This window comes from Telluria beijingensis, assembly GCF_030770395.1.
GTDB classification, from domain to species: Bacteria; Pseudomonadota; Gammaproteobacteria; order Burkholderiales; family Burkholderiaceae_D; genus Telluria; species Telluria beijingensis.
Window position 1 is genome coordinate 2,739,328 of the sequence record NZ_CP132480.1, and the last position, 23,120, is coordinate 2,762,447.

Annotated in this window: 26 protein-coding genes; 13 read left to right on the top strand and 13 right to left on the bottom strand. The window is 63.1% G+C overall.

Annotated features, from left to right (window positions below; genetic code table 11):
• Positions 1 to 59: 59 nt before the first annotated feature.
• Together Q9246_RS12195 and Q9246_RS12200 are read left to right on the top strand one after the other, a co-directional pair.
• Positions 60 to 983 carry a cation diffusion facilitator family transporter gene (locus tag Q9246_RS12195; RefSeq protein ID WP_306397805.1) on the top strand — a complete coding sequence of 308 codons (924 nt, stop codon included), beginning with the start codon at positions 60 to 62 and terminating at the stop codon, positions 981 to 983.
• 83 nt (positions 984 to 1,066) lie between these two features.
• A complete protein-coding gene (locus tag Q9246_RS12200) occupies positions 1,067 to 2,005 on the top strand; it encodes an NAD(P)/FAD-dependent oxidoreductase (protein ID WP_306397806.1) in 939 nt (312 codons plus the stop codon).
• Positions 2,006 to 2,018: 13 nt separating this feature from the next.
• Here Q9246_RS12200 and Q9246_RS12205 read toward each other — a convergent pair whose 3' ends face one another.
• The 7 genes from Q9246_RS12205 to Q9246_RS12235 form a co-directional block, all read right to left on the bottom strand.
• Entirely contained in the window at positions 2,019 to 2,558 is a 540-nt protein-coding gene (locus Q9246_RS12205) for a hypothetical protein (RefSeq protein ID WP_306397807.1), read from the bottom strand.
• 111 nt (positions 2,559 to 2,669) lie between these two features.
• Positions 2,670 to 3,302: a hypothetical protein gene (locus Q9246_RS12210; protein WP_306397808.1), complete on the bottom strand. Its 633-nt coding sequence runs from the start codon at positions 3,300 to 3,302 to the stop codon at positions 2,670 to 2,672.
• Complete coding sequence (locus Q9246_RS12215; RefSeq protein WP_306397809.1) at positions 3,299 to 4,246, bottom strand: MlaD family protein; 948 nt, start codon at positions 4,244 to 4,246, stop codon at positions 3,299 to 3,301. The genes Q9246_RS12210 and Q9246_RS12215 overlap by 4 nt, the downstream gene beginning before the upstream one ends.
• A gap of 19 nt (positions 4,247 to 4,265) precedes the next feature.
• Positions 4,266 to 5,072: an MlaE family ABC transporter permease gene (locus tag Q9246_RS12220; protein WP_306397810.1), complete on the bottom strand. Its 807-nt coding sequence runs from the start codon at positions 5,070 to 5,072 to the stop codon at positions 4,266 to 4,268.
• A gap of 214 nt (positions 5,073 to 5,286) precedes the next feature.
• Positions 5,287 to 7,527 carry a RelA/SpoT family protein gene (locus Q9246_RS12225; RefSeq protein ID WP_306397811.1) on the bottom strand — a complete coding sequence of 747 codons (2,241 nt, stop codon included), beginning with the start codon at positions 7,525 to 7,527 and terminating at the stop codon, positions 5,287 to 5,289.
• 9 nt (positions 7,528 to 7,536) lie between these two features.
• A complete protein-coding gene (locus Q9246_RS12230) occupies positions 7,537 to 7,887 on the bottom strand; it encodes a RidA family protein (RefSeq protein WP_306397812.1) in 351 nt (116 codons plus the stop codon).
• Positions 7,888 to 7,931: 44 nt separating this feature from the next.
• A complete protein-coding gene (locus Q9246_RS12235) occupies positions 7,932 to 8,810 on the bottom strand; it encodes an alpha/beta fold hydrolase (RefSeq protein WP_306397813.1) in 879 nt (292 codons plus the stop codon).
• 132 nt (positions 8,811 to 8,942) lie between these two features.
• Between Q9246_RS12235 and Q9246_RS12240 the strand changes: the two genes are divergently transcribed.
• The 9 genes from Q9246_RS12240 (at position 8,943) to Q9246_RS12280 (ending at position 15,795) form a co-directional block, all read left to right on the top strand.
• A complete protein-coding gene (locus Q9246_RS12240; RefSeq protein ID WP_306397814.1) occupies positions 8,943 to 9,737 on the top strand; it encodes a 3-hydroxybutyrate dehydrogenase in 795 nt (264 codons plus the stop codon).
• A 7-nt stretch (positions 9,738 to 9,744) separates the two neighbouring features.
• Entirely contained in the window at positions 9,745 to 10,689 is a 945-nt protein-coding gene (locus Q9246_RS12245) for an AraC family transcriptional regulator (protein ID WP_306397815.1), read from the top strand.
• Between the two features lie 182 nt (positions 10,690 to 10,871).
• Entirely contained in the window at positions 10,872 to 12,176 is a 1,305-nt protein-coding gene (locus tag Q9246_RS12250; RefSeq protein WP_306397816.1) for a dicarboxylate/amino acid:cation symporter, read from the top strand.
• Positions 12,177 to 12,291: 115 nt separating this feature from the next.
• Positions 12,292 to 12,795, top strand: coding sequence for a GAF domain-containing protein (locus tag Q9246_RS12255; RefSeq protein ID WP_306397817.1), 504 nt, complete (start codon positions 12,292 to 12,294; stop codon positions 12,793 to 12,795).
• Positions 12,788 to 13,192, top strand: a complete 405-nt coding sequence (locus Q9246_RS12260) for a DNA-binding transcriptional response regulator (RefSeq protein WP_306397818.1) — start codon at positions 12,788 to 12,790, stop codon at positions 13,190 to 13,192. The genes Q9246_RS12255 and Q9246_RS12260 overlap by 8 nt, the downstream gene beginning before the upstream one ends.
• Before the next feature lie 120 nt (positions 13,193 to 13,312).
• Positions 13,313 to 13,699, top strand: a complete 387-nt coding sequence (locus Q9246_RS12265; protein ID WP_306397819.1) for a BlaI/MecI/CopY family transcriptional regulator — start codon at positions 13,313 to 13,315, stop codon at positions 13,697 to 13,699.
• Entirely contained in the window at positions 13,696 to 14,967 is a 1,272-nt protein-coding gene (locus tag Q9246_RS12270) for a M56 family metallopeptidase (RefSeq protein WP_306397820.1), read from the top strand. Before Q9246_RS12265 ends, Q9246_RS12270 begins: the two co-directional genes overlap by 4 nt.
• Positions 14,968 to 14,983: 16 nt before the next feature.
• The gene (locus tag Q9246_RS12275) at positions 14,984 to 15,409 is read left to right on the top strand and encodes an energy transducer TonB (protein WP_306397821.1); all 426 of its coding nucleotides are present in this window, start codon (positions 14,984 to 14,986) and stop codon (positions 15,407 to 15,409) included.
• On the top strand, positions 15,406 to 15,795 hold the full coding sequence (locus tag Q9246_RS12280; protein WP_306397822.1) for an energy transducer TonB: 390 nt from the start codon (positions 15,406 to 15,408) through the stop codon (positions 15,793 to 15,795). The genes Q9246_RS12275 and Q9246_RS12280 overlap by 4 nt, the downstream gene beginning before the upstream one ends.
• Before the next feature lie 74 nt (positions 15,796 to 15,869).
• Here Q9246_RS12280 and Q9246_RS12285 read toward each other — a convergent pair whose 3' ends face one another.
• Entirely contained in the window at positions 15,870 to 16,520 is a 651-nt protein-coding gene (locus Q9246_RS12285) for a 3-oxoacid CoA-transferase subunit B (RefSeq protein ID WP_306397823.1), read from the bottom strand.
• 24 nt (positions 16,521 to 16,544) lie between these two features.
• Positions 16,545 to 17,240 (bottom strand): CoA transferase subunit A, encoded by a 696-nt coding sequence (locus tag Q9246_RS12290; RefSeq protein ID WP_306397824.1) that lies wholly within the window; start codon positions 17,238 to 17,240, stop codon positions 16,545 to 16,547.
• A gap of 126 nt (positions 17,241 to 17,366) precedes the next feature.
• Between Q9246_RS12290 and Q9246_RS12295 the strand changes: the two genes are divergently transcribed.
• A complete protein-coding gene (locus Q9246_RS12295; protein ID WP_306397825.1) occupies positions 17,367 to 17,951 on the top strand; it encodes a PAS and helix-turn-helix domain-containing protein in 585 nt (194 codons plus the stop codon).
• A gap of 34 nt (positions 17,952 to 17,985) precedes the next feature.
• Here Q9246_RS12295 and Q9246_RS12300 read toward each other — a convergent pair whose 3' ends face one another.
• From Q9246_RS12300 to Q9246_RS12315, 4 genes are all read right to left on the bottom strand, one after another.
• The gene (locus tag Q9246_RS12300) at positions 17,986 to 18,921 is read right to left on the bottom strand and encodes a nucleotidyltransferase domain-containing protein (RefSeq protein WP_306397826.1); all 936 of its coding nucleotides are present in this window, start codon (positions 18,919 to 18,921) and stop codon (positions 17,986 to 17,988) included.
• A gap of 3 nt (positions 18,922 to 18,924) precedes the next feature.
• Complete coding sequence (locus Q9246_RS12305; RefSeq protein ID WP_306397827.1) at positions 18,925 to 19,905, bottom strand: HD domain-containing protein; 981 nt, start codon at positions 19,903 to 19,905, stop codon at positions 18,925 to 18,927.
• A gap of 126 nt (positions 19,906 to 20,031) precedes the next feature.
• Positions 20,032 to 20,451: an acyl-CoA thioesterase gene (locus tag Q9246_RS12310; RefSeq protein WP_306397828.1), complete on the bottom strand. Its 420-nt coding sequence runs from the start codon at positions 20,449 to 20,451 to the stop codon at positions 20,032 to 20,034.
• A 22-nt stretch (positions 20,452 to 20,473) separates the two neighbouring features.
• Positions 20,474 to 21,250 (bottom strand): SDR family oxidoreductase, encoded by a 777-nt coding sequence (locus tag Q9246_RS12315; RefSeq protein ID WP_071362404.1) that lies wholly within the window; start codon positions 21,248 to 21,250, stop codon positions 20,474 to 20,476.
• A gap of 184 nt (positions 21,251 to 21,434) precedes the next feature.
• Between Q9246_RS12315 and Q9246_RS12320 the strand changes: the two genes are divergently transcribed.
• A complete protein-coding gene (locus Q9246_RS12320) occupies positions 21,435 to 23,111 on the top strand; it encodes an electron transfer flavoprotein-ubiquinone oxidoreductase (RefSeq protein ID WP_306397829.1) in 1,677 nt (558 codons plus the stop codon).
• The last annotated feature ends 9 nt before the right edge of the window (positions 23,112 to 23,120 follow it).

A 23,120-nucleotide genomic window follows, 5' to 3' on the forward strand; every position in this document is an offset into this window, starting at 1 on the left:
TGCTCGCGGCCGCAGGATGCTTTACACTTGGGCACCAGGTCCCATATTTACTTCTTGAAATGAACTACAAGCCGCTCGATCCTTCCCATCTGCACGCCCACCTGGACGGCGACGCCAGCCATTCGCACTCGATCGAGGCGCGCAGCCAGAAGGCGCTGGCGGTGGCGCTCGGGCTGACCCTTCTGTTCGCGGTAGTCGAGGTCATCACAGGTTTCATTTCCAACTCACTGGCCCTGATCTCGGATGCCGGCCACATGGTCACCGATGCCGCCGCCCTGGGCCTGGCCCTGCTGGCGCAGCTGATCGCCAAGCGCCCGCCATCGGCGCGCCACTCCTTCGGCTTCGTGCGCGCCGAAGCCCTGGCCGCCTTCGTCAATTGCCTGGCGATGCTGGGCCTGGTGGCATGGATCGGCTACGAGGCGGTGCAGCGCCTGATCCATCCCGAACATGTGCAAGGCGGCATCGTGCTGGTGGTCGCTGCCCTGGGGGCCTCGATCAACCTGCTGGTCGCGTGGATTCTTTCCCGCAACAACGACAGCATCAATACCCGCGCCGCACTGGTCAATGTGATGGGCGACCTGCTCGGCTCGCTGGCGGCAATCGCCTCGGGCGCCATCATCTACGTGACCGGCTGGGTCCAGGCCGACCCGATCCTGTCGATCTTCGTCGCCCTGCTGATCCTGCGCTCGACCAGCGGCATTTTGAGGGAGTCGTACCACTTCCTGATGGAAGGCGTGCCGCATGCGATCGACTATGTCCAGGTCGGGGCCGACATGGCCGCCGTGGACGGCGTCCTTGCGGTGCACGATATGCACGTGTGGGACATGTCGCCGGGCCACCCTGCCCTGATCGGCCACATCGAGATCCGCAGCCTGGAAGAATGGCCGCCGGTGCTGGAAGCGGTGCGCGCCATGCTGCGTGAGCGCCACGGCATCGATCACGTGACCCTGCAACCGGAGGCGGCCGGCGGCAAGTCGCTGTAGTTCGGCCCTGTAAGCCTTTGCCGACCCGCGGCGCAGGCGCACGCCGATAGCCCGGCAATTCCCGGTCCGCGATAATCGGGCGCATGGAACTCAAAGCGAATGTATTCGACACCCTGATCGTCGGCGGCGGCCCTGGCGGGCTGACGGCCGCCATCTACCTGCACCGTTTCACCCGCAACGTCGTCCTGGTCGACAAGGGCAATAGCCGGCTCGGTTGGATTCCGGTCTCGCACAACTATCCGGGATTCCCGGATGGAATCAACGGCAAGCTCTTGCTGGAGCAACTGCGCTGCCAGCTGGGTAATTATGGCGGCCACGTGCTCCCCGGCGAGATCGTTGACCTGCGCATCGAGGACGGCCTGTTCGTGGCCGATTGCTGCAGCCCCGAGGGCGACCTGACGGTGTTGCGCGCGCATACGGTGCTGCTGGCGACCGGCGTGGCCGATGCCGGCATGCCGGTCGAGCGCTGGGAAGATGCCGTGGCGGCCGGCGCCGTGCGCCTGTGCCCCGTCTGCGATGGCTTCGACGTGATCGACAAGCGTATCGCGGTGGCGACCTCCGAAGTCAATCCGGTGGGCCACGCGCTGTTCATGCGCAGCTTCAGCGCCGACGTGCTGCTGTTCGAGCGGGCCGGGACCTCGGCCGTCAATGACGAGGAAAAGCGCCAGCTGGACGCGGCCAACGTACGCCACATCACTTCGCCGCTGCTGGGCGTGACGTTGACCGACGACCTGCGGCCGGTGCTGCACACGCGCGACGGCGAGGACTACGAATGCGATGTGTTCTACCCGATGCTGGGCGAGTCGGCCCGTTCAAGCCTGGCGGCGGCGCTCGGCGCCGAGACCGTCGAATGCGACAAGCTGCTGGTGGACGACCATTGCCGCACCTCGGTGCCGGGGCTGTTCGCCATCGGCGACGTCACGCGCGGCCTGAACCAGATCGCGGTGGCGGCGGGCCAGGCGGCGATCGCGGCCACCACCATCCACAATACACTGCCGTGGGCGCTGCGCACCCGCGCCTGACGGACCGGCCGGATCAGCCCGCCGGCTCGGCTTTCGCCGCATCGTCGATCCCCATGCGCGAACGCGCCAGGTCCCAGTCCATCGCCCGCCACAGGTCGACCAGGCCGCGCGCCGTCACTTTCGGCAGCACCAACTCCGGGATATTCGACGCGACCCATCCCGCTTGCGGCTCGAAATCGCTGAAACGCACCTCGCCCTCGACTGCTTCCATGATGTCGGCCAGGCGGGCCTTGGCCAGGTCCAGGCCGGCGCCGTCCTCGGTCAGGTTCGTGCCGTACGCACCGCGCTCGAGGGAGGTGATGCCCGACTCGTACACCGTCGCCACCACCTTGCCTCCCACGCTGACCTGGGCATAGATCTGGTCGGGATTTGCCTTGCCATAGTTGTAGCTCGCTTCGATGCGGGCTGCGACCTGCTCTTCGTGCAACTTCAGCTCCGCGACAAATTCCTCGGGCATGGGGGTGGCAATCGTCGGCTTGGTCTTCGCGAGTTCGGTAAAGGAAGTCACCGGACTTTGCAGGCGATAGGGATTGGCGGAATCGATGCGGGACATGATCTGCTCCATTAATAAGATTAAATTGGCAAACGTTTTATGCAATCCATTGCCAGCTTAAAACTATTCGGAGGACGTCGATCGCCTGAGCAGCCGACGATTTCACCCCTCTTACGGCGCGTTTGACGCCAGCGCGATACGACGCCGGATCTGTTCGGCCGCCGCGGTATCGCCCGCTGCTTTGGCGCGCTGTTCCTGCACGCCCAGCCAGGTCAGCAAGGGCCGACGCCAACCCTGGTTCGAGGCGGTGTCGACGGCGAGCACGATACCCTGCGGCGTCATGCGTCCGGCCTTGAACAGCGCCCCGGACGCGACCAGGCGCGACAGCGGGTCCTCGATCTTGTCGATCGCGCCGCTGGTCACCACGGCGCGATGCTGCTCGGGCAGCTGCGCCACGTCCAGGCCATCCCACTGCCCCGCCAGGTAGGCGGCGTAGGCGCGCTGGGCGGGCGTCGCGTCCGCCGCCAGCGCCGCGTAACCGGGGCAATCCTCGAACACCAGGCTGGCTGCCTGCGCCGCACAGCGCACCAGTTCCACCTGCGCCACGTGGTCCAGGCGGCCGGTGGCCGCCGTCTCGGCCCGCGCCTCGCGGAATTCGGCGGCCGACGCCGCGGTATGGCCTTTCAGGTAATCGTCGACCGAGGCGTCGAGCGCACCCTTGGCATTGGCCTGCCAGTCGGGCGGCAAGGGTTTGCTGGCGCAGCCGGCCAGCACGGCGGCGATCAGGATGAATGCGGTTTTCATGGAAGCTTGATCTCCTGGCTGCTACGGGCGAATGGCCACTTGCGGTTGATTTCCTCGACCAGCCGGTTCACCTTGCGCAGGCTGGCGTCGACTTCTCCGCGCAGGGCGCCCAGGTCTTCGGTGGCTTCGCGGGTATTGGCGCCGACCGCCTGGGCCTCGACCAGCACCGCGTCGACCTTCTTCAGCGTCGTCGATGCATCCTGCAGCACCACGTCCAGCTGGCGGATCGCCGCCTGCGTATCGTCCATCACGCCGGCCTTGCCGAACACGCGCTGGTCGGCCTTGGCCAGGATCGCATTGACGCGGTCCAGCGCCTCCATGAGCTTCTTCGCCTCTTCGTCGCCGCCCAGGGCGCCACCGAGCACGCCATAGCGGCCCGACATGCGGCCCGTCACCGCCGACAGGTTGGCCAGGCTGGCATTCACGTCCGAGCCCGAGGCGGTCATGGTTTCCAGGTTTTCCAGCAGCGCGCGCGCGGTGGCGACGATGCGCGGGATCTCGGCGGTGGCGTCGCCGCGCAGCACGGTGCGGGTCGAATTGGGCGGCAGCGGTTCGTCGGTCAGCACGCCGGTGTATGCCCGCAGGCGGGTCTCGCCGACGATGCTCGACTCCAGCGTGAACACGCTCGAGGCGCGCAGCCACTTGGCGTCCTTGCTCTGCACGTCGACCGTGATCTGCACCTTGCCGTCGTCGCCCAGGTCGACCTGGCGGACGCGCCCGATCGGAAAGCCGGCGAAGGTCATGTCCATGCCGGGGATCACGCCGGACGAATCCTCGGCCACCAGGGTCAGGCGCTGGGTCGGCTCGAACACGCCGCGCGCATACATCACGTACAGCACGAAGGCGGCGATCAACAGGCCGAGCAGCACCAGGACGATCGTCGCCTTGGCTTCGACGTTCTTCGGTTCGTCGGGGATGGAGGGGTCGGGAGTCAGGTCCGGCATGGGGTTCTCGTTCGGGAATTCAGATGTATTTCAGCGCCAGCGAACCGGCTTCGATCACGATCAGCACGAACAGCAGGCGCAGCGCGCCAGGCTGCACGCTGGTCGCCAATGCGCGCGGATAGCGCTGCAGCTCGAGGACGGCGGCGGTCGGGATCAGGGCCACGGCCAGGCCGAACAGCACCGTCTTGAGCACGAAGCCGGCCGTGACCACCGGCGCGAACACGCGGCCCACGGTGCGGGTGTAGTCCGGGATGCCCCACGGCGAAAAGCCGTAGACGTTCAGGTAGGCCAGCAACAGCACGACGATCGAGGTGACCATCGCCAGCGACAGGACCGCGACCGCGTTGGCGATCAGCTGCGGAACCAGGTCGCGCCGCACCCGGCGCAGCGCCTCGTCGCTGGCGGCGCGGATCGACAGGCCGGAACGCGCGAGGCCCAGGGCCGAGGCGTCGAAGGCCATGCTGGCGCGCAGGGCCACGAACAGCGCCGCCGACAGCGGGATCAGCTCCAGCACCAGCACCCGCACCACCATCTCGAGCGCGAAACCAGAGAGGCCATAGCTCTTGGCCGTGACCAGCACGATGCGGATGATCACCAGGCTGACCAGGCACGAGGCGAGCGTAAACCAGGGCAGCACCTGCCAGGTGCTGGCGTGGATGTGGCGCGCCGTGGCGTGGAAGCTGGCGTGTTTCCAGGTGGAGGGCGAGAGCGCCGTGACGACGGCGACCGCGCCCAGGTGGATCATGTACCACCAGCTGCGCACGTAGCGCGCCAGGTGGGCGAACCAGAGGTTCGGTCGGGCGATGGGAGTAGTCGTTCGCGGCATGGACGGAATGATACTTGGTCGGCAGGGGTGTGGGCGCGTTCGTGACAAATGATTACGTTCGTGGGGGGCGGCTGACTTGGGTTCCCGCCAAGGCGCCCGGCGAGGGCGGGAACGACGTTGTTCGAGCAGGTCGATAAGCCTGCTGATTCAACTTCGTTCACGTCCTAATGCACGTCGTTCCCGCGAAGGCGGGAACCCAAGTTCACACGCCCACCTACTGCCTTCTCGCTTCCATCACCCCCGACACCTCCATGATCGCCGCCAGCGCCTTCTGCGCCTGCGCCGTCGACCCGATCTCCGCCGTGAACACCATCCGCGCCTGGCCCTTGGCGCTCTGGGTGTTCACCCCGATCACATTGATCTTCTCGCGCGAGAACACCTCGGAGATATCGCGCAGCAGGCCCTGGCGGTCCTGCGCCAGGATGAACAGGTCGACCGGGTACACGGTCTCGATCCCGGCCGTGCCCCACTCCACCTGGATCACGCGCTCGGGCGACTTGGCCTGCATCTCGGCGAAGTTCTTGCAGCTGAGGCGGTGGATCGAGACGCCCTTGCCGCGCGTGACGAAGCCGACGATCGGGTCCGGCGGCGCCGGCTTGCAGCACTTGGCCAGCAAGGTCATCAAGCCCTCGGTGCCGACCACCAGCACGCCCGACTTGGCGCCCTGCTCCACGCTCGAGGCGCGGCTCTTGTTGACGACCGCCGCGTCTTCCACGGGCGCCGGCTCGGCATTCTCGTGCAGCGCCGCCTCTACATGGCGCAGGCTGAACTTGTCCTTGCCGACCTCGATGAACAATTCGTCCACCTTGGCGAAGCCGAGCTTGTGCGCCAGCAGCTCGAGGTTGACCGCGGTCTTGCCCTCGCGCTGCAGGGATTTCTCGACGGCGGCGCGGCCCTGGGCCAGGGTCTCGGCCTGGTCCAGCGCATGGAACCAGGCGCGGATCTTGGACCGGGTACGACTGCTGGCCGCGTAACCGGGACTGAGCCAGTCGCGCGACGGCCCCTGGCCGACGCTGCCGCCCTTGGCGGTGATGATCTCGCAGGTCTGGCCGTTCTTGAGCTGGGTATTCAGCGGCACCATCGTGCCGTCGATCTTGGCGCCGCGGCAGCGGTGGCCCACGTCGCTGTGCAGGTGGTAGGCAAAGTCGATCGGCGTCGCGCCGACCGGCAGTTCCAGCACCCGCGCCTGCGGCGTCAGCACGAAGATGCGGTCGTCCAGGCTGGTCGCCTTGAGCTTCTCGACCCATTCCTTCTGCAGGTCTTCCTGGCCGGCCACGGCGTCGGTGACGTCGGTCTTCCAGGCCAGCAGCTGGCGCAACCAGGCGATCTTTTCGTCGTAGGCCTGGCTCTTGAAGTTCGAGCCGCCTTCTTCCTTGTAGCGCCAGTGGGCCGCGATGCCGTACTCGGCGAAGTTGTGCATCTCGAGGGTGCGGATCTGCACCTCGAGCGGCCGCCCGTCGTCGGCCGTCACCACCGTGTGCAGCGAGCGGTAGCCGTTCGGTTTCGGGCGCGAGATATAGTCGTCGAACTCCTTCGGCACCGGGGTCCAGATATTGTGGATCACGCCCAGCACCGTGTAGCAGGTCTTGATGTCGGCCACGATCACGCGGAAGGCGCGCACGTCGTACAGCTCGGTGAAATCGAGCTCCTTGCCGCGCATCTTGCTCCAGATGCTGTAGATGTGCTTGGGCCGGCCCGACACCTCGGCCTTGATGCCGGCTGCCGCCAGCTCGCTTTGCAGGCGCTCGATCGACGAAGCCACGAAGCTTTCGCGCGACATGCGCTTTTCTTCGAGCATCTTCGCGATGCGTTTATACGTGTCCGGTTCGATGAAGCGGAAAGCCAGGTCTTCCAGCTCCCATTTCAGCTGCCAGATGCCGAGGCGGTTGGCCAGCGGCGCATAAAAGTCCAGCACCTCGCGGCCATAGGCGCGCGTGACGTCGTCGAAGCGTTTATGTTCGGCGAAGTAACGCAGGGTGGCGGCGCACGAGGCCAGCCGCATCAGCACCACGCGCATGTCGGTGGCCATCGCCAGCAGCATCTTGCGCAGGGTCTCGTTCTGGGCCGCGGCCTGCTGGGCCGCGTTCTTGCCGCTGCCCACCGGCGCCTGGCCGACGGTCAGGTCGCGCAGGCGGATCAGCTGGTGCACGCCCTGCACCAGCGCCGCGACCTCGGGGCCGAAGCGCTCCTCGATCGTACCGAAGGTGGAGGGCTCCATCAGCGCCAGCTCGAACAGCAGGCCGGCGATGCGGGTCTCGGCGTCGGTGTTCAGGTAGGCCAGCGTGCCGGCCGCCCCGAGCGAGAATTCGAAGGCGCCCTGGCCCGAGGCCGCGACCCGCTCGCCGTAGCCGGCTTCGGCGTAGTCGAGCGCCGCGTGCACGCGCACGCAGTCGTCCAGGCTCAGGCCCTGGACCAGGCCGCTATTGACGTCGCCCAGCAGGGCGGTCGATACCATATGAACGGTTTAACGCAGGCCGGCGACGACGCAGACCTCTACCAGGCAGGCAGGGTTGGCGAGCTTCGCTTCGACCGTCGCGCGCGGCGGGGTGTGGCCCTGGGCGACCCATTCGTCCCACACGCTGTTCATGCCGGGGAAGTTGTCCATGCTGGAGATGAAGATCTGGCAGCTGAGGATGCAGGTCTTGTCGCTGCCGGCTTCGGTCAGCAGGCGGTCGACGTGGCCCAGCACTTCGCGCATCTGGCCCTCGATGCCCTGGCTGGTGTCTTCGGCGATCTGGCCGGCGAGGTAGACGGTGTCATTGTAGATGGCCACTTCGGACAGGCGTTTGCCTACGTGCAGTCGTTTGATTTCCATGATCTCTTTCTTGTATGTGTATGTGTAAAACGAACCCGATGGGCTCAACCGAGGAGAAATTCGCGCGCGATCGCGATCTGGTCGTCGTGCACGAAGGTCGGCGCATGGCCCACCCCGGGGATTTCGACCAGGCGCGGACGCGGTCCGCGTTGCGTCATCTGCTGCGCGGTCTCGCGCGACAGCAGGTCGGAATGCTCGCCGCGCACCAGCAAGGTGGGGCAGCGGATCGCATCCCAGGCCGCCCATAGCGCGGCCTCGTCCAGGGCGGCGCGTTCCGGGGTGATGGCCCGGAACGGCTGCGCCAGGTTCAAGTCGTAGTGGCGCTCCCACTGGCCGTCGCTGCCCTGGCGCAGCACGTCGGCGGCCAGCTTGCGCCATTCGTCGTCGGAGTGCGGCCCGAACGATGCCGAGACCGCCTTCACGAATTCGGCGCCGGCGGCAAAGCTCGGGAAGCGCACATCCTGGCCGATGTAGTCGCCGATGCGCTGCAGCGCCGCGCCGTCGAGCACCGGACCGATATCGTTGAGCACCAGCTTCTTCACCGGGCTGTCCTCGAGCGAGGCCAGCGCCATGCCGATCAGGCCACCCATCGAGGTGCCGAACCAGGCGACGTCTTCATTGCCGGCGCGCGCCGTGACGCGCGCCACCAGGGTCACCATGTCGGCCACGTATTGCGGCACCGTGTAATAGGCCGGATCGCGCAGGCGGCCCGAGCGGCCACGGCCCACGATGTCCGGGCATACCACGCGGTACTCGCCACACAGGGCGCGCGCCAGGTGGTCGAAGTCGTCGCCGACACGGGTCACGCCATGCACGCACACCAGCACCTTCGGATTGTCCGCGTCGCCCCATTCCTTGTAGGCGACGCGGTGCAGCCCGGCCGGCGAGCTGCACTGGACGCTGTTTAATCTGGGTTCAGACATCGTGACTCCATCATGACAATATGCACCTGCCGGTTGGCGGCGGCTCGGCAATTCACCATCGCAAAGGCGTTGCGATTAGAATTCTACCAATTCTGAAGAAGTTCCCCCGATCACCTTCACATAGAGGACTCCATGAAATCCAGCACGCTCAGTGGCAAAACGGCTCTCGTCACCGGTTCGACCTCGGGCATCGGCCTCGGGATCGCCCGCTCGCTGGCCGAGCAAGGCGCCAACATCGTGTTCAACGGCTTCGGCGACGCCCAGCAGATCGAGAAGCTGTACACCGACACCGGCGCCGAGTTCGGGGTGCAGACGGCCTACCACAATGCCGATATGTCGAAGCCGGACGAGATCGAGGCCATGATGGCCTATGCGCAAGAGAAATTTGGCGGCGTCGATATCCTGGTCAACAATGCCGGCATCCAATACGTGGCCTCGGTCGAGGACTTCCCCACCGAGAAATGGGACGCCATCATCGCGATCAACCTCAGCTCGGCCTTCCACACGACCCGCCTGGCCCTGCCCGGCATGAAGCAGAAGAACTGGGGCCGCATCATCAACCTGGCCTCGGTGCACGGGTTGGTGGGTTCGGTGCAGAAATCGGCCTATGTCGCCGCCAAGCACGGCCTGATCGGCTTGACCAAGGTGACGGCGCTCGAGACGGCCCAGACCGGCGTGACGGCCAACGCGATCTGCCCCGGCTTCGTGCTGACCCCGCTGGTGCAGAAGCAGGTCGACGACCGCGCCGCGCGCGACGGGCTGGACAACGATGCGGCGCGCCGCGCGCTGCTGTCCGAGAAACAGCCGTCCGGCGAATTCGTCACGCCGGAAGAACTGGGCGCGCTGGCCGTGTTCTTCTGCAGCCCGGCGGCCGACCAGGTTCGCGGCGTGGCCTGGAATATGGATGGGGGCTGGGCTGCGCAGTAAGCCCGGGATGGCAAACGACAGCGGCGCCGGCGACGGCATCGACACCCTCAGCCGCCTGCTGTCGCTGTTCACCCTGCGCACCTCGCTCGACATCCGCTGCGCGCTGGCCGCGCCGTGGGTGCTGGAACAACCTGCCGCCACGCCCGGCGTGGCGCCCTATCACCTGATCGTCGAGGGCGAGGCCGCGGTCGACACGCCCACGGGCGAACGCATCGCCCTGCACGCCGGCGACATCGTCGTGTTCCCGCAGGGCGGCGCGCACCGCCTGCATGCGGGGCCGCCGGAACGGGCGCAGCCCTTGATGGACGTGCCCGGCCCCGCGCCGCTGCGCTGGGTGGCGAATGGCGGCGACGGCGCGCCGACCGGCATCCTGTGCGGCCAGTTCGTGTTCGACGAAGGCGCGCGCCGCGTGCTGCAGCCGGCGCTGCCCGCCGTGATTGTCGTGCACGCATCGACGCGGCCCGATTTCGCCGGACTGCTGGCGCTGGTGACGATGCTGCGCAGCGAGGCCGACAGCGCCCGGCCCGGCGCCGCCGCCGTGGTGGAGCAACTGTCCGGCGCGCTATTTACCCTGCTGCTGCGGGCCTGGCTCGACGACGGCCCGACCACGCCCGGCCTGCTGGCGGTGCTGGCCGACCGCCGCCTGGGCGCCGCGCTGCGCCTGATGCTGGCCCAACCCGAGCGGCCGTGGCTGGTGGAAGACCTGGCCGCGGCCTGCTTCATGTCGCGCGCCACCTTCGCGCGCCTGTTCCGCCAGCTGGCGGGCACGACGCCGCTCGATGCGCTGGTGCAGCTGCGCATGACCCAGGCAGCGCAGTGGCTGGCGCGCGACACCCGACCGGTCGCGGCGATCGGCTACCAGTCCGAAGCGGCGTTCAACCGCGTGTTCAAGCGCAGCTACGGCGTCGGGCCAGGCGCGTGGCGCCGTGCAGCAATGGCGGCTTCTCGCTAGCGCGCACTCTCCCAAACGATGGCGTGGCACAACGTCATCTCCCTGCTTTTCTCCTCTGCACCCGCACGGTGCATTGCCGCTCGTCATGCGCTGGTGCAGTGCAGCATGCGGATTTCCACAATAGCCCGCTGAGAACGAATGCTCCAACATGGAACAACCACCAACCTCGTTGAAGAGTTGTCATGAAGAAGCCATTTTATAAAGTGCTGTACGTCCAGGTGCTGATCGCCATTGTGCTTGGCGTGTTGCTGGGGGTGTTCTACCCCGAACTGGGCACCGCGATGAAGCCATTGGGAGACGGCTTCATCAAACTGATCAAGATGATCATCGCCCCCGTGATCTTCTGTACCGTCGTCGCCGGCATCGCCGGGATGCAGGACATGAAGAAGATCGGCCGCGTCGGCGGCAAGGCGCTGATCTACTTCGAGGTCGTGTCGACCTTCGCGCTGGCCATCGGCCTGATCGTCGCCAACCTCGCCAAGCCGGGCGCCGGCTTCAACGTCGATCCGGCCCACCTCGATTCGAGCTCGATCGCGCAGTACACCACCAATGCGCATGCCCAGACGACCACCGAATTCATCATGCACATCATCCCGACCACGTTCGTGGATGCTTTTGCTACCGGTAATATCCTGCAGGTGCTGCTGGTCGCGATCCTGTTCGGCTTCGCGCTGTCGATGATGGGCGAACGCGGCCGTCCGGTGACCAAGTTCATCGACGACATCGCCCACGTGATCTTCGGCATCGTCAACATCGTCATGAAAGTCGCCCCGCTCGGCGCCTTCGGCGCGATGGCCTTCACCATCGGCAAATACGGCCTCGAATCGCTGGTGCCGCTGGCCAAGCTGATGGGCTCGTTCTACCTGACCTGCGCGCTGTTCGTGTTCGTCGTGCTGGGCCTGATCGCCAAGTTCACCGGCTTCTCGATCTTCAAGTTCATCAAGTACATCAAGGAAGAACTGCTGATCGTGCTGGGCACCTCGTCGTCCGAAAGCGCCCTGCCGAACCTGATGCGCAAACTGGAAAAACTGGGTTGCTCGAAGCCCGTCGTCGGCCTCGTGGTCCCGACCGGTTACTCGTTCAACCTGGACGGCACCAATATCTACATGACGATGGCGGCCCTGTTCGTTGCCCAGGCGACGAATACCGACCTGACCCTGACCCAGGAACTGACCATCCTGCTGGTGGCGATGCTGACCTCGAAAGGCGCGTCGGGCATCACCGGCGCCGGCTTCATCACCCTGGCCGCGACCCTGGCCGTGGTGCCGACGATTCCCGTGGCCGGCATGGCGCTGATCCTCGGCATCGACCGCTTCATGAGCGAAGCGCGCGCCCTGACCAACTTCATCGGCAACGGTGTCGCCACCGTGGTCGTGTCGAAGTGGGAAAAAGAGCTGGATTCGGCCCGCATGGACGATGTGCTGAGCGGCCGCGTGAAAGTCGAAGACCAGGCCACCGGCCTGAAGGAAGTGCGCGAAGCGGCTTGATCTCCTTCCCCGCGCAGTTCAGCGAAAGCCGTGCCCTGGTGGCGCGGCTTTTTTTTCGCACCCGAAAATTTTCCGGTCTGCTATATTGCCCGCATCCTTACTGCCCATCGCACCCATGCAAGTTGCCGCCATTCCCGACAACGAAGCTGCACGCCTGGCCGCGCTGTACGAATTGCTGATCCTCGACACGCCGCCCGAAGAGCGCTTCGACAGGATCGCCGCTTTCGCGGCCCAGGAGTTCGAGGTGCCGATCGCGGTCGTCACGCTGGTCGATGCCGAGCGCCAGTGGTTCAAGGCCAAGGTCGGTATCGATGCCTGCGAGACCGGCCGCGACATTTCGTTCTGCGCGCACGCCATCCTGCAGGAAGACATCATGGTCGTTCCCGATGCGCAGGCGGACCCCCGCTTTGCGCAAAACCCGCAGGTAACCGGGAACCCGCACATCCGCTTCTATGCAGGCGCCCCCTTGATCCTTCCCTCCGGCCTGCGGCTCGGTACGCTGTGCGTGGTCGACACCCGCCCGCGCACCTTCGATGCGCTCGATTTGGGCATCCTTGGCACGTTGCGCGATCTCGCGGTGATGGAACTGGTGCGCAGGGAGGAGAATGACGATGCCTGACAGCCACATCCTGCTGGTCGAACCGGAGCCGATGTTGCGCCGCACCGTGGTCATGACGGCGCGCAGCCTCGGCATGAGCCAGGTGCACGAAGCGGCCAGCAACGACGCCGCGCTGCGCATGCTGCGCTCGCGCACTTTTCATGGCGCCGTGGTCGCCGTCAGCTGCATCGGCAGCGGCGCCGACCGCCAGTACGACCTGGGCCTCATCGACCGGCTGCGCGCCGAGGATCCTCCCGGCAAGACGATGCCGATCGCCATCATGGCCGAGCAGGCCACGGCGGAATTGCTGACGGCGCTGCGCGACCGCAATATCAGCCGCGTGATTCTCAAGCCGTTCCGCGCCAAGGTGCTGCTGGAAACCATCGAGAAATTCGGCGCCCTGCCCCGCAAGTCCTGAGTCGCCGTTCGGCGCGGCATTGCCCCGCACTATCCAGCCCGCATGATCGCGCGAATTGATGTAGACAACTCAATCTAGACAGGATAATCTAGTTTCATCCTGAACAGACGAGGTCACATCATGCCGCGCTCACCCGACGCCCCCAAGCCCACGCCCGCCGAACTCGACCTGCTGCAAGTGCTGTGGCCGCTCGGCGCGGCCACCGCCAAGCAGGTGCACGAGGCGATGCTGCCGCAACGTCCCGACGTGACCTATGCCACGGTGCTGCGCCTGATGCAGGTCATGCACGGCAAGGGCCTCTTGAACCGCGACGAGAGCGAACGCTCCCACGTGTATGCGCCGGTGCATGAACGCGACGCACTGCAGACCAATCTGCTGCAAGACCTGATGCAGCGCGCCTTCTCCGGCTCGGCCAAGGCGCTGGTGCTGGCCGCGCTGAAAAGCGGCATCTCGAAGAAGGAGCGCGCGGAGATCGAGCAATTGCTGAAGGACGAGGACAAGCGATGAACGCCCTCGACCTCGTCGACAGCATCGGCTGGACGCTGATCCACTTCAGCTGGCAGGGCGCGCTGGTCGGCGGCCAGACCGCGCTCGCACTCGCCTTGCTGCGCAAGGCGCGCCCCGAGACGCGCTACCTGGTCGCCTGCAGCGGCCTGCTGCTCTGCCTGGCCTGGCCGGCGACCGAACTGTTCATCCGCCTGACGGGCGACAGCGGCGCCAATGGCGGCTTCGCCATCGTGCTGGCTGGCACCGCGTCCGGCGTCGTCCAGGACAGCGGCTGGAGCGGCCTGTTCCAGCGCAACCTGGCCTGGATCGTCGGCGCCTGGGGCCTGTGCGCGCTATTCCTGGCGCTGCGCATGATCGCCGGCCTGCTGTGGCTACGGCACGCGGCCACGCACGAAGCACACGACCCGGCCTGGCAGGCGCGCGTCGACCGGCTCGCAACGCAATTCGGCCTGGCGCGGCCAATCCGCCTGCGCATCGTCGATCGCCTGGCCAGCCCGGTCACGGCCGGCTGGTGGCGGCCGGTGGTGCTGGTGCCGGCGTCGCTGGTGACGAGCATGCCGCCGCACCTGCTGGAAGCGCTGCTGGCGCACGAACTGGCGCACATCCAGCGCCACGACTACCTGGTCAACCTGCTCCAGAACGTCATCGAATCGCTGTTGTTCTACCACCCGGCAGTCTGGTGGATCTCGCGCCGTATCCGCGTCGAACGGGAACAGATCGCCGACTCCATCGCGGCAAGGCAACTGGGCGAACCGCGCCGCCTGGCCCTGGCCCTCTCCGAACTGGAAAAGCTCCAGTTCTCCACCCACCACCTGGCCCAGGCGGCCAACGGAGGAGATCTCATGTCACGCATCAAGCAACTGGTTCGTCCCGACACCGAAGCGCTGAACTGGAAGGCCGCGATTCCGGTCCTTGGATTTGCCCTGGCCGGCCTGGCCGGCTGCGCCCAGACGCCGGCGTCCAGTCCGGTCATGGCAAAAGCCGACAGCATCGTCAACATCCCGGTCGCGCAATTCAACTCCTGCGAGCGGCCCAAGTATCCGGCCGAGGCGCTGGCGCGCGATATCCAGGGCACGGTGACGCTCGGCTTCCTGGTCAGCGCCGAAGGCAAGGTGCAGGGCACCACCTTGCGCAAGTCGAGTGGCGACACCTCGCTCGACGAAGCGGCGCGCACGGCGCTGGCCAAGTGCACCTTCACGCCCGGCACGGTCGATGGCAAACCCACTGAGCAATGGACTGAGGTACAGTACGTCTGGGTTTCTAAATGAGAGAAAAGGAAGAGTAATGCGATTCAAGGAGCGCATCCCCGCCCCTGCACGCCAGTCCGGACACCATGGCACATCGGTCCTCGCCATGGGACTGGCGACCATGGTCCTGGCCGGCTGCACCCAGACGGCGCCGGTCAATCCCTTCGCCGAGATGCCGGACAGTGTCACCACCGAACCGGTCGTGAATTTTAAATCGTGCCGCAAGCCGGTGTATCCGGCGCAAGCGCTGGCCGCCAAGGCCGAAGGCACGGTCAACCTCGCCTTCCTGGTGCGCGCCGACGGCACGGTGCGCGAAGCGGTGGTGCGCAAGACCAGCGGCAACGCCTCGCTGGACGAAACGGCGCGCGCGGCGCTCGCCAAGTGCAGGTTCCAGCCGGGTACCGTGAACGGTGCGCCGAAGGAGCAATGGACTGAGCTGAAATACGCGTGGGTGCCGGAATGACGGCGCTGACTATCCGCATGCCTGCGGCGCTGGGCCTGGCCGTCGTCGTCCTGGCCGGTTGCGCGCAGGCGCCGGTCTCGGAACCGGCCGCTCCAGCGCCAGACGCGGCGCAGCAGCCAATCATCGACTTCGCCACTTGCCAGCGGCCGGTTTATCCTCCAGAGGCCGCCGCCAGGAAGATCGAGGGCACATCGACCGTCGGCTTCCTGGTCGATCCCAACGGCAAGGTGGTCAGTTCGCGGATCTATACCTCGAGCGGCGACGCCTCGCTCGACGAAGCGGTCCGCAGCGCGATTTCGCAATGCACCTTCAGGAAACCGCTGACCGACAAGGGGAAGCCGGTCCGCGCCTGGATTCCGATCATCTACGACTGGAAGATGGATTGAACGTCAATCGGACCGCAGCAACGACAAAGGGCGCTGGAATCCAGCGCCCTTTGTCATGACAGGCCGTGCAGCGCTTACAGCGCCGACGTGTCCAGTTCGCAGCCGGTGACCGCCACGAGCTCGTCACGGCTCACGCCCGGCGCCAGTTCGACCACCTTGAGGCCGGTGTCGGTCACGTCGATCACGCCGAGGTCGGTGATGATGCGGTCGACCACGCCCACGCCGGTCAGCGGCAGGTCGCATTTCTTCAGGATCTTGTGGCTGGTGGAGCCGTCCTTGGCGGTGGCGACGTGTTCCATCACGACCACCACGCGCTTGACGCCGGCGACCAGGTCCATCGCGCCACCCATGCCTTTTACCATTTTGCCCGGGATCATCCAGTTGGCCAGGTCGCCGTGTTCCGACACCTGCATCGCGCCCAGGATCGCCAGGTTGATCTTGCCGCCGCGGATCATGCCGAAGGAATCGGCCGAGCTGAAATAGGCGGCGCCCGGTAGCGCAGTCACGGTCTGCTTGCCGGCGTTGATCAGGTCGGCGTCGACTTCTGCTTCGGTAGGGAACGGGCCGATGCCCAGCAGGCCATTCTCGGACTGCAGGAAGACTTCGATATCCTTGGGTACATAATTGGCGACCAGGGTCGGCAAGCCGATGCCCAGGTTCACATAGAAGCCGTCCTGCAGCTCCCGGGCCGCGCGCGCGGCCATTTCATCACGAGTCCATGCCATGTTGTAGTCTCCGAATATATGGGTTCAAGCGCGCACGGTGCGCTGTTCGATGCGCTTCTCGGGCGTCGGATTGTGGACGATGCGGTGCACGAAGATGCTGGCCAGGTGCACCTGGTCCGGATCGATCTCGCCGATCTCGACCAGTTTCTCGACTTCCACGATACAGACCTTGCCTGCCATGGCCACGTTCGGATTGAAGTTGCGCGCGGTCTTGCGGAACACCAGGTTGCCGGCGCGGTCGGCCATATAGGCCTTGACCAGCGATACGTCGGGGAACAGCGCGTGCTCCATCACGTAGTGCTCGCCGTTGAACTCGCGCGTCTCTTTGCCATCGGCCACGATGGTGCCATAGCCGGTCTTGGTGAAGAAGGCCGGGATGCCGGCGCCACCGGCGCGCAGTTTCTCGGCCAGGGTGCCCTGCGGCGTGAATTCGAGTTCGAGTTCGCCGGCCAGGAACTGGCGCGCGAATTCCTTGTTCTCGCCGACATACGACGAAATCATCTTCTTGATCTGGCGCGTTTCCAGCAACTGGCCGAGGCCGAAGCCATCCACGCCGGCGTTGTTGGAAATGGCGGTCAGGCTCTTGACGCCCGAATCGCGCAATGCCGCGATCAGGGCTTCCGGAATGCCGCACAGGCCGAAGCCGCCCACGGCGATGGTCTGGCCGTCTTGAACGATGCCGGCCAGTGCCGAACGCGCGTCAGGATAAACTTTATTCATACCCGTCCCTTTTATAGGTTAAGCCAAAGCTCTTCTGTACTACTGAGTAGACTCTCAGCATAGAATAATCATAACCCGTGCACAATACCGTAGAACTACGGCCCTCCTTTATCCATACCACCGCGAATGAACACTGCTGTCGATCTACCTCAGAAGAATCCGCCTTGCGCCATCGATTACGAGATGATCTTCCAGCATGCGCCAGTCGGCATGTGTGTCTCGGTCGACCGGGTGATCCAGACCTGCAACGGCGCGCTGGCGGCCATGTTCGGCTATGCCGACGGCAAGCTGGATGGGCAGTCGTTCAGCGTGCTGTATCCGACCATGGACGAGTTCCTGCGCACCGGCGACCGCATCATCCCCATCATGAATTCCAGAGGACGCTATTCGGACGAGCGCATCATGCGTCGCGCCAATGGCGAGCTGTTCTGGTGCCATGTGACGGGCCGGGCATTGAATCCGCTGGAGCCGCTGGGCGCCGGCGTATGGACCTTCGAGGACGTGAGCGAGAAGCGTCCGGTGACGGCGGAGCTGACGCCGCGCGAGCGTGAAATCGCGGCACTTCTTGTCGAAGGAAAGACCAGCAAGATCATTGCGCGCGAAACCGACCTCAGCCCGCGTACGGTGGAGATGCACCGGGCCAGCCTGATGCGCAAGTTTGCGGCATCGACGTCAGTGGAATTAGTTCACAGACTCATCGGTGGAAATTGAAACATGAAATCAATGATAACCAGGCGTTCAATATTTAGAATGCAAGAGCTCGGTGGATTGGGTGTCGGGAGCCATATGTCCCATTCAAAATCTTTGACAGCTCATCTGTAAATTCTCGCCCTTTACTCTGCAACTCCTTAAATGCATGAGTATGAGTAACACTATTTTGCGTAACGGAATTTAACTCTCGACGCATTTCTGGGGAGGAAATTTTTTCCAAAAAATTGTCATATAAGGCCAGTGCAGAATCCGCATTAGATCCACATATAGTCCTGACGCGCTCAATTGGTGTTTGCTCAAACAACTCCATCAACCGCTCAACCTTTGCAGTTGGAGTTAGCCCGACCGTCTGCGCTATTGCCATGATTCCACTAAAGTATAAAAACTGGCGAGAATATCGAAGCTTAATGTAGCGCAACCCCCATTCTTTCTGCTTTTCTACTGTCTTGAATTCGAAATCCACACAAATAGTTCGATAGTAACGAATTACATCATTCAACAAAAAACGAGTTAAATGAGGCGCGGCGATATGTTCCGAAACATACCTCATCAACACTTCACGACGATACTGCGTGAAGGTGGGCTCAGAGGTCAGCCAAGCGCCCTCAAGCAAAAATAAAATACGCCTCGTAATCTTTGAATTCTCATCAGCGTTACCGCCAATATCCGTCAACAACGCTAATCTTGTCTCACAACCTCCGGCACCGAACGCTCCGTCGGCTGATGGTGCTTTCCCTACTATCCTCGCAATGTCAGACTCCTTCGACCGAAGAAATTCAGTCGCCCGGTTTACACTTGCTTGGTCATCTCCAAAGAAAAAATAGTCGATATCGGACTCATCAGACGCCTCGCCACGAGCCAAAGAGCCACCTACGACAATCGAAAAAGTAGGATCTTCACTCGCCAACACCCCTCTTAGCGCATTGATTTTTTGCAACGAGTGCTCTTTAGCAGTTTGAATATATTCCATAGCTTAAATGAGAGACTTTGTTAAAGAAGATATTTTTAATTTTCTTGAAGGTGGGTGCAAAAGTATTGATTTCTTAAATTTTACAACCTTATATCGCCTCGAAAGCGAATCGTAAGATGATACTTTCTCCAGAGTGTCAACTTCAAATTTGCGTACTTTGATGTCCACCTCGATAGAATCATGCCCCTCGTTAGTGGCAGCCGCAAATTTATTTAAAAAATGTCGCTCAGTTAAATAGAAATCATCCGGCGAAAGATTTTTACATGAACCGATTCTATTACGCGCCCAATAGTCAGCAGCAACTCCATCCTTACTATAGATCATTAACCAATAGAAAGCATCCTTCTCACTCCAGAACCTGTCAACAATTGAGGTCGAATCAAAGTCACAATCAATAAATGCGTCCAACACAGAGATTGGATTAAAAAACTGCTTCCTAACATAACTCCCTCCCCGCCAAATAGCCTCAATTGTATCAACATTAATTGGAGAAGAGAAGATTCTTCCTCGTGAAGATGTATCGCCACAGGATATTAAATTTATAATTTCATCGACATCTATCTTGAATCCAGCTAGCGCAGAACTCACCCCTCGACCAATCGCAACTTTGCCCTTTAGAATATTCTCAGTTGCAATATGATGATCTAGCCCAAACCTTTCTACAAACAAAGGCTCAATAGAGTGCGACAACGGCGCATGGCCAATATCATGAAGCAATGCTGCTGCAACGATCTTAATTCTATCAACCGCCGCAAATCCTAATTTCTTTGCATAATGCTGGGCAAGCAATGCAACCCCAATACTATGATCAAACCGATTATGCCTACGTTTTGAATATGCTGGAGTTCTCTCAACTGCCCCTAAAAAGGAGATGCCTTTCAATCTCTGAAAAGCTGCAGTCTCACATATAGAAACTATCTCGCCGTCCTCAAATAAGCGGATAATATCCTCATGTGAATATTTAAACTTCAGACAATCTTCCATCACTTCTCTAAATTTGCAGTGCAATGTTTCCAAATGCACAATTTGTGGAGCGTACCCGCTATCGTTTACAAGGATACACCAGATGAAAGCGCGCTGAGACTTTGCGTGTCGTTAATTCGATGTGCGCTATCTAACGGCTGTTGCAGCTCGCAACACTTCCGGCAACGGCGCTGACTTGCCCACCGTGAAATCGACCCACACCACCTTGGCCGCGCCTTCAGCATGCAGTTCTCCCGGCTGGCCTTCGGCATCGACCAGGCGGATCTCGTGCGATACCTCGACACTGGAACGCCCCGGCGGCGACACGAAGGTGCGCACCTCGATATCCGCCGGATAGGTCAGCTGCTTGAGGAAATTCATCGAGGCATTGACGATCACCGGCCCCTCGCCGCGCGCATCCGGCAGCCCGCCGACCTGCTCCAGCCAGGCAATCCGCGCCGACTCGATGTAGCGGAAATAATTCGTGTTATTGACATGCCCCATGGCATCCATATCGCCCCAGCGAATCGGCATGCGCATGGTGTGAACCCACTTCTTGCTACTCATTACCTGTCTCAGCTTTATAAAATTATTGCGCCGTCATGCCGTCGTCGGCCGTGATGATGGCGCCGTTGATGAAATGGGCTTCTTCCGCCGCCAGCAGCAGCAGGAGCCCGTCGAGGTCTTCCGGCTTGCCCGGGCGCTTGCGCGGCAACATCTCGATCAGCTTGCGGCCGGGTTCGGTGTCGAAATAATCTTCGTTCGAATCGGTGGCGATATAGCCAGGGCAGATCGCGTTGACATTGATGCCATATTTACCCCACTCCACCGCCATTGCCTTGGTCATCTGCACCACGCCGGCCTTGCTCATGCAATACACGCCGATGCGCGGCAGCACCCGCAGGCCGGCGACCGAGGCGATATTGACGATGCGGTGCTGCTTGCGCGGGTCGCCCTTGGCGCGCGCGATCATGCGCTTGGCGGTCTGCTGGGCCATGAAGAAGGCGCCGCGCAGATTGGTGTCCATGATGTAACCGTAGTCGTCCTCGCCGACATCCAGCAGGCGCTGGGTCGACGACACGCCGGAGTTATTCACCAGGATATCGATCGGCCCAGCCTCTGTCTCGGCATGGGCGATGGCCGCCTTGATGCTGCCCAGGTCGGTGACGTCGAGGCGCACCACGTGGGCAGCGCCGCCGTCGGCCTCGATCTCGGCCCGCAATTCCTTGAGGCGTTCGACCCGACGCGAGGCCAGCACGACCTGGGCCCCGGCCCCGGCCAGCGCCTTCGCGAAACGCGCACCGAGCCCGCTCGAGGCGCCGGTGACCATTGCAATCTTTCCTTCGAAGTTGACTTCAATCCCCACGTCTGGCTCCCCGGCTGCTGTCGCATCACCTCGCTGCGAAAGCATAATGATCCCACAAATGCCGAGTATTAGATTGCCCCAACTAATATTGCCTTTACAATGGCCGCCATATTGCATTCATCGATAAAAACCCGCACACTCGTGCTATTTTATAGATCGCTCCACTGAGAGCCTACAAGAAACCATGACAGAGACAAGCAACCTCATCGAACAATACGGACCGCGCGAAGCCATGGAATACGACGTCGTGATCGTCGGCGGCGGCCCTGCCGGCTTGTCCGCGGCGATCCGGCTCAAGCAGCTCGCAGCGGAACAGGACCGGGAAGTGTCGGTCTGCGTACTGGAAAAAGGCGGCGAACTCGGCGCCCACATCCTGTCGGGCGCGGTGATGGATCCGCGCGCACTGAACGAACTGATTCCGGACTGGAAAGAAAAAGGCGCACCGCTGAACACCGCCGTCCTTGAGGACCGCGTGATGTTCCTGACCGAGACCAAATCGTTCTCGACGCCCGTGTTCGCCATCCCGCCTGCCCTGCAAAACCACGGCAACTACATCGTCTCGCTCGCCAACGTGGTGCGCTGGCTGGGCCAGCAGGCCGAAGCGCTGGGCGTGGAAATCTTCCCCGGCTTCCCGGCCGCCGAGATCCTGTACAACGAAGACGGTTCGGTCAAGGGCGTGGCCACCGGCAATATGGGCGTCAACCGCGAAGGCGAGCCGGGCGCGGACTTCCAGCTCGGCATGGAATTGCACGCCAAATACACCTTCTTCGCCGAAGGCTCGCGCGGCCACCTGGGCCGCCAGCTGATGGCGAAATACGACCTGAACAAGGGCAAGGACCCGCAAACCTACGGCATCGGCATCAAGGAATTGTGGGAAATCGACCCGGCCAAGCACCAGCCGGGCCTGGTGATCCATACGGCCGGCTGGCCACTGCCGAACGACACCTATGGCGGCTCCTTCCTGTACCACCTGGAAAACAACCTGGTCGCGGTCGGCTATGTGGTGGGCCTGTCCTACCAGAACCCCTATCTGTCGCCGTACGAAGAATTCCAGCGCTACAAGACGCACCCGGACATCCGCGGCTTCTTCGAAGGCGGCAAGCGCATCTCCTATGGCGCGCGCGCGATCACGGCCGGGGGTTTGCAATCCTTGCCGAAGACCGTGTTCCCGGGCGGTGTTCTCATCGGCTGCGACGCCGGCTTCCTGAACACCAGCCGCATCAAGGGCAGCCACGCCGCGATCAAGACCGGCATGCTGGCCGCCGAGGCCGCATTTGCGGCGCTGGGCGAAGGCCGCCAGGCGGACGAGCTGGCCGCCTTCCCGGCCGCCTTCGAGAAATCGTGGCTGCATGAAGAACTGCATATCGCGCGCAACTTCAAGCCGTGGATGAGCAAGGGCCTGATCCTGGGCACGATCATGACCGGCATCGACCAGATCGTGTTCCGCGGCAAGGCGCCCTGGACCCTGCACCACAAGCATGCCGACCACGAATGCCTGAAGCCTGCTTCGCACTACAAGCCGATCGCCTATCCGAAACCGGACGGCAAGCTGACCTTCGACAAGCTGTCGTCGGTATTCATCTCGAACACCAACCACCGCGAGGACGAGCCGGTGCACCTGACGCTCAAGAACCCGAGCGTGCCGGTCGACGTCAACCTGGCCAAGTACGCCGGCCCGGAACAGCGTTACTGTCCGGCCGGGGTCTACGAGTTCGTCAAGCGCGAGGATGGCGGCGACCGGCTGCAGATCAATGCCCAGAACTGCGTGCACTGTAAAACCTGCGACATCAAGGATCCGACCCAGAACATCGTCTGGGTCACGCCGGAAGGCGGCGGCGGCCCCAACTATCCGAACATGTAAGGAGCGGCC

What these genes read in the sequence shown, in the direction of transcription:
- Q9246_RS12265 (WP_306397819.1), top strand. Translation starts at nt 13,313, where the DNA reads ATGCCGCGCTCACCCGACGCCCCCAAGCCCACGCCCGCCGAACTCGAC.
- Q9246_RS12215 (WP_306397809.1), bottom strand. Translation starts at nt 4,246, where the DNA reads ATGCCGGACCTGACTCCCGACCCCTCCATCCCCGACGAACCGAAGAAC.
- Q9246_RS12220 (WP_306397810.1), bottom strand. Translation starts at nt 5,072, where the DNA reads ATGCCGCGAACGACTACTCCCATCGCCCGACCGAACCTCTGGTTCGCC.
- Q9246_RS12305 (WP_306397827.1), bottom strand. Translation starts at nt 19,905, where the DNA reads ATGGAAGATTGTCTGAAGTTTAAATATTCACATGAGGATATTATCCGC.
- Q9246_RS12280 (WP_306397822.1), top strand. Translation starts at nt 15,406, where the DNA reads ATGACGGCGCTGACTATCCGCATGCCTGCGGCGCTGGGCCTGGCCGTC.
- Q9246_RS12320 (WP_306397829.1), top strand. Translation starts at nt 21,435, where the DNA reads ATGACAGAGACAAGCAACCTCATCGAACAATACGGACCGCGCGAAGCC.
- Q9246_RS12225 (WP_306397811.1), bottom strand. Translation starts at nt 7,527, where the DNA reads ATGGTATCGACCGCCCTGCTGGGCGACGTCAATAGCGGCCTGGTCCAG.
- Q9246_RS12310 (WP_306397828.1), bottom strand. Translation starts at nt 20,451, where the DNA reads ATGAGTAGCAAGAAGTGGGTTCACACCATGCGCATGCCGATTCGCTGG.
- Q9246_RS12250 (WP_306397816.1), top strand. Translation starts at nt 10,872, where the DNA reads ATGAAGAAGCCATTTTATAAAGTGCTGTACGTCCAGGTGCTGATCGCC.
- Q9246_RS12230 (WP_306397812.1), bottom strand. Translation starts at nt 7,887, where the DNA reads ATGGAAATCAAACGACTGCACGTAGGCAAACGCCTGTCCGAAGTGGCC.
- Q9246_RS12290 (WP_306397824.1), bottom strand. Translation starts at nt 17,240, where the DNA reads ATGAATAAAGTTTATCCTGACGCGCGTTCGGCACTGGCCGGCATCGTT.
- Q9246_RS12235 (WP_306397813.1), bottom strand. Translation starts at nt 8,810, where the DNA reads ATGTCTGAACCCAGATTAAACAGCGTCCAGTGCAGCTCGCCGGCCGGG.
- Q9246_RS12270 (WP_306397820.1), top strand. Translation starts at nt 13,696, where the DNA reads ATGAACGCCCTCGACCTCGTCGACAGCATCGGCTGGACGCTGATCCAC.
- Q9246_RS12245 (WP_306397815.1), top strand. Translation starts at nt 9,745, where the DNA reads ATGGCAAACGACAGCGGCGCCGGCGACGGCATCGACACCCTCAGCCGC.
- Q9246_RS12205 (WP_306397807.1), bottom strand. Translation starts at nt 2,558, where the DNA reads ATGTCCCGCATCGATTCCGCCAATCCCTATCGCCTGCAAAGTCCGGTG.
- Q9246_RS12240 (WP_306397814.1), top strand. Translation starts at nt 8,943, where the DNA reads ATGAAATCCAGCACGCTCAGTGGCAAAACGGCTCTCGTCACCGGTTCG.
- Q9246_RS12285 (WP_306397823.1), bottom strand. Translation starts at nt 16,520, where the DNA reads ATGGCATGGACTCGTGATGAAATGGCCGCGCGCGCGGCCCGGGAGCTG.
- Q9246_RS12210 (WP_306397808.1), bottom strand. Translation starts at nt 3,302, where the DNA reads ATGAAAACCGCATTCATCCTGATCGCCGCCGTGCTGGCCGGCTGCGCC.
- Q9246_RS12275 (WP_306397821.1), top strand. Translation starts at nt 14,984, where the DNA reads ATGCGATTCAAGGAGCGCATCCCCGCCCCTGCACGCCAGTCCGGACAC.
- Q9246_RS12295 (WP_306397825.1), top strand. Translation starts at nt 17,367, where the DNA reads ATGAACACTGCTGTCGATCTACCTCAGAAGAATCCGCCTTGCGCCATC.
- Q9246_RS12260 (WP_306397818.1), top strand. Translation starts at nt 12,788, where the DNA reads ATGCCTGACAGCCACATCCTGCTGGTCGAACCGGAGCCGATGTTGCGC.
- Q9246_RS12195 (WP_306397805.1), top strand. Translation starts at nt 60, where the DNA reads ATGAACTACAAGCCGCTCGATCCTTCCCATCTGCACGCCCACCTGGAC.
- Q9246_RS12200 (WP_306397806.1), top strand. Translation starts at nt 1,067, where the DNA reads ATGGAACTCAAAGCGAATGTATTCGACACCCTGATCGTCGGCGGCGGC.
- Q9246_RS12300 (WP_306397826.1), bottom strand. Translation starts at nt 18,921, where the DNA reads ATGGAATATATTCAAACTGCTAAAGAGCACTCGTTGCAAAAAATCAAT.
- Q9246_RS12255 (WP_306397817.1), top strand. Translation starts at nt 12,292, where the DNA reads ATGCAAGTTGCCGCCATTCCCGACAACGAAGCTGCACGCCTGGCCGCG.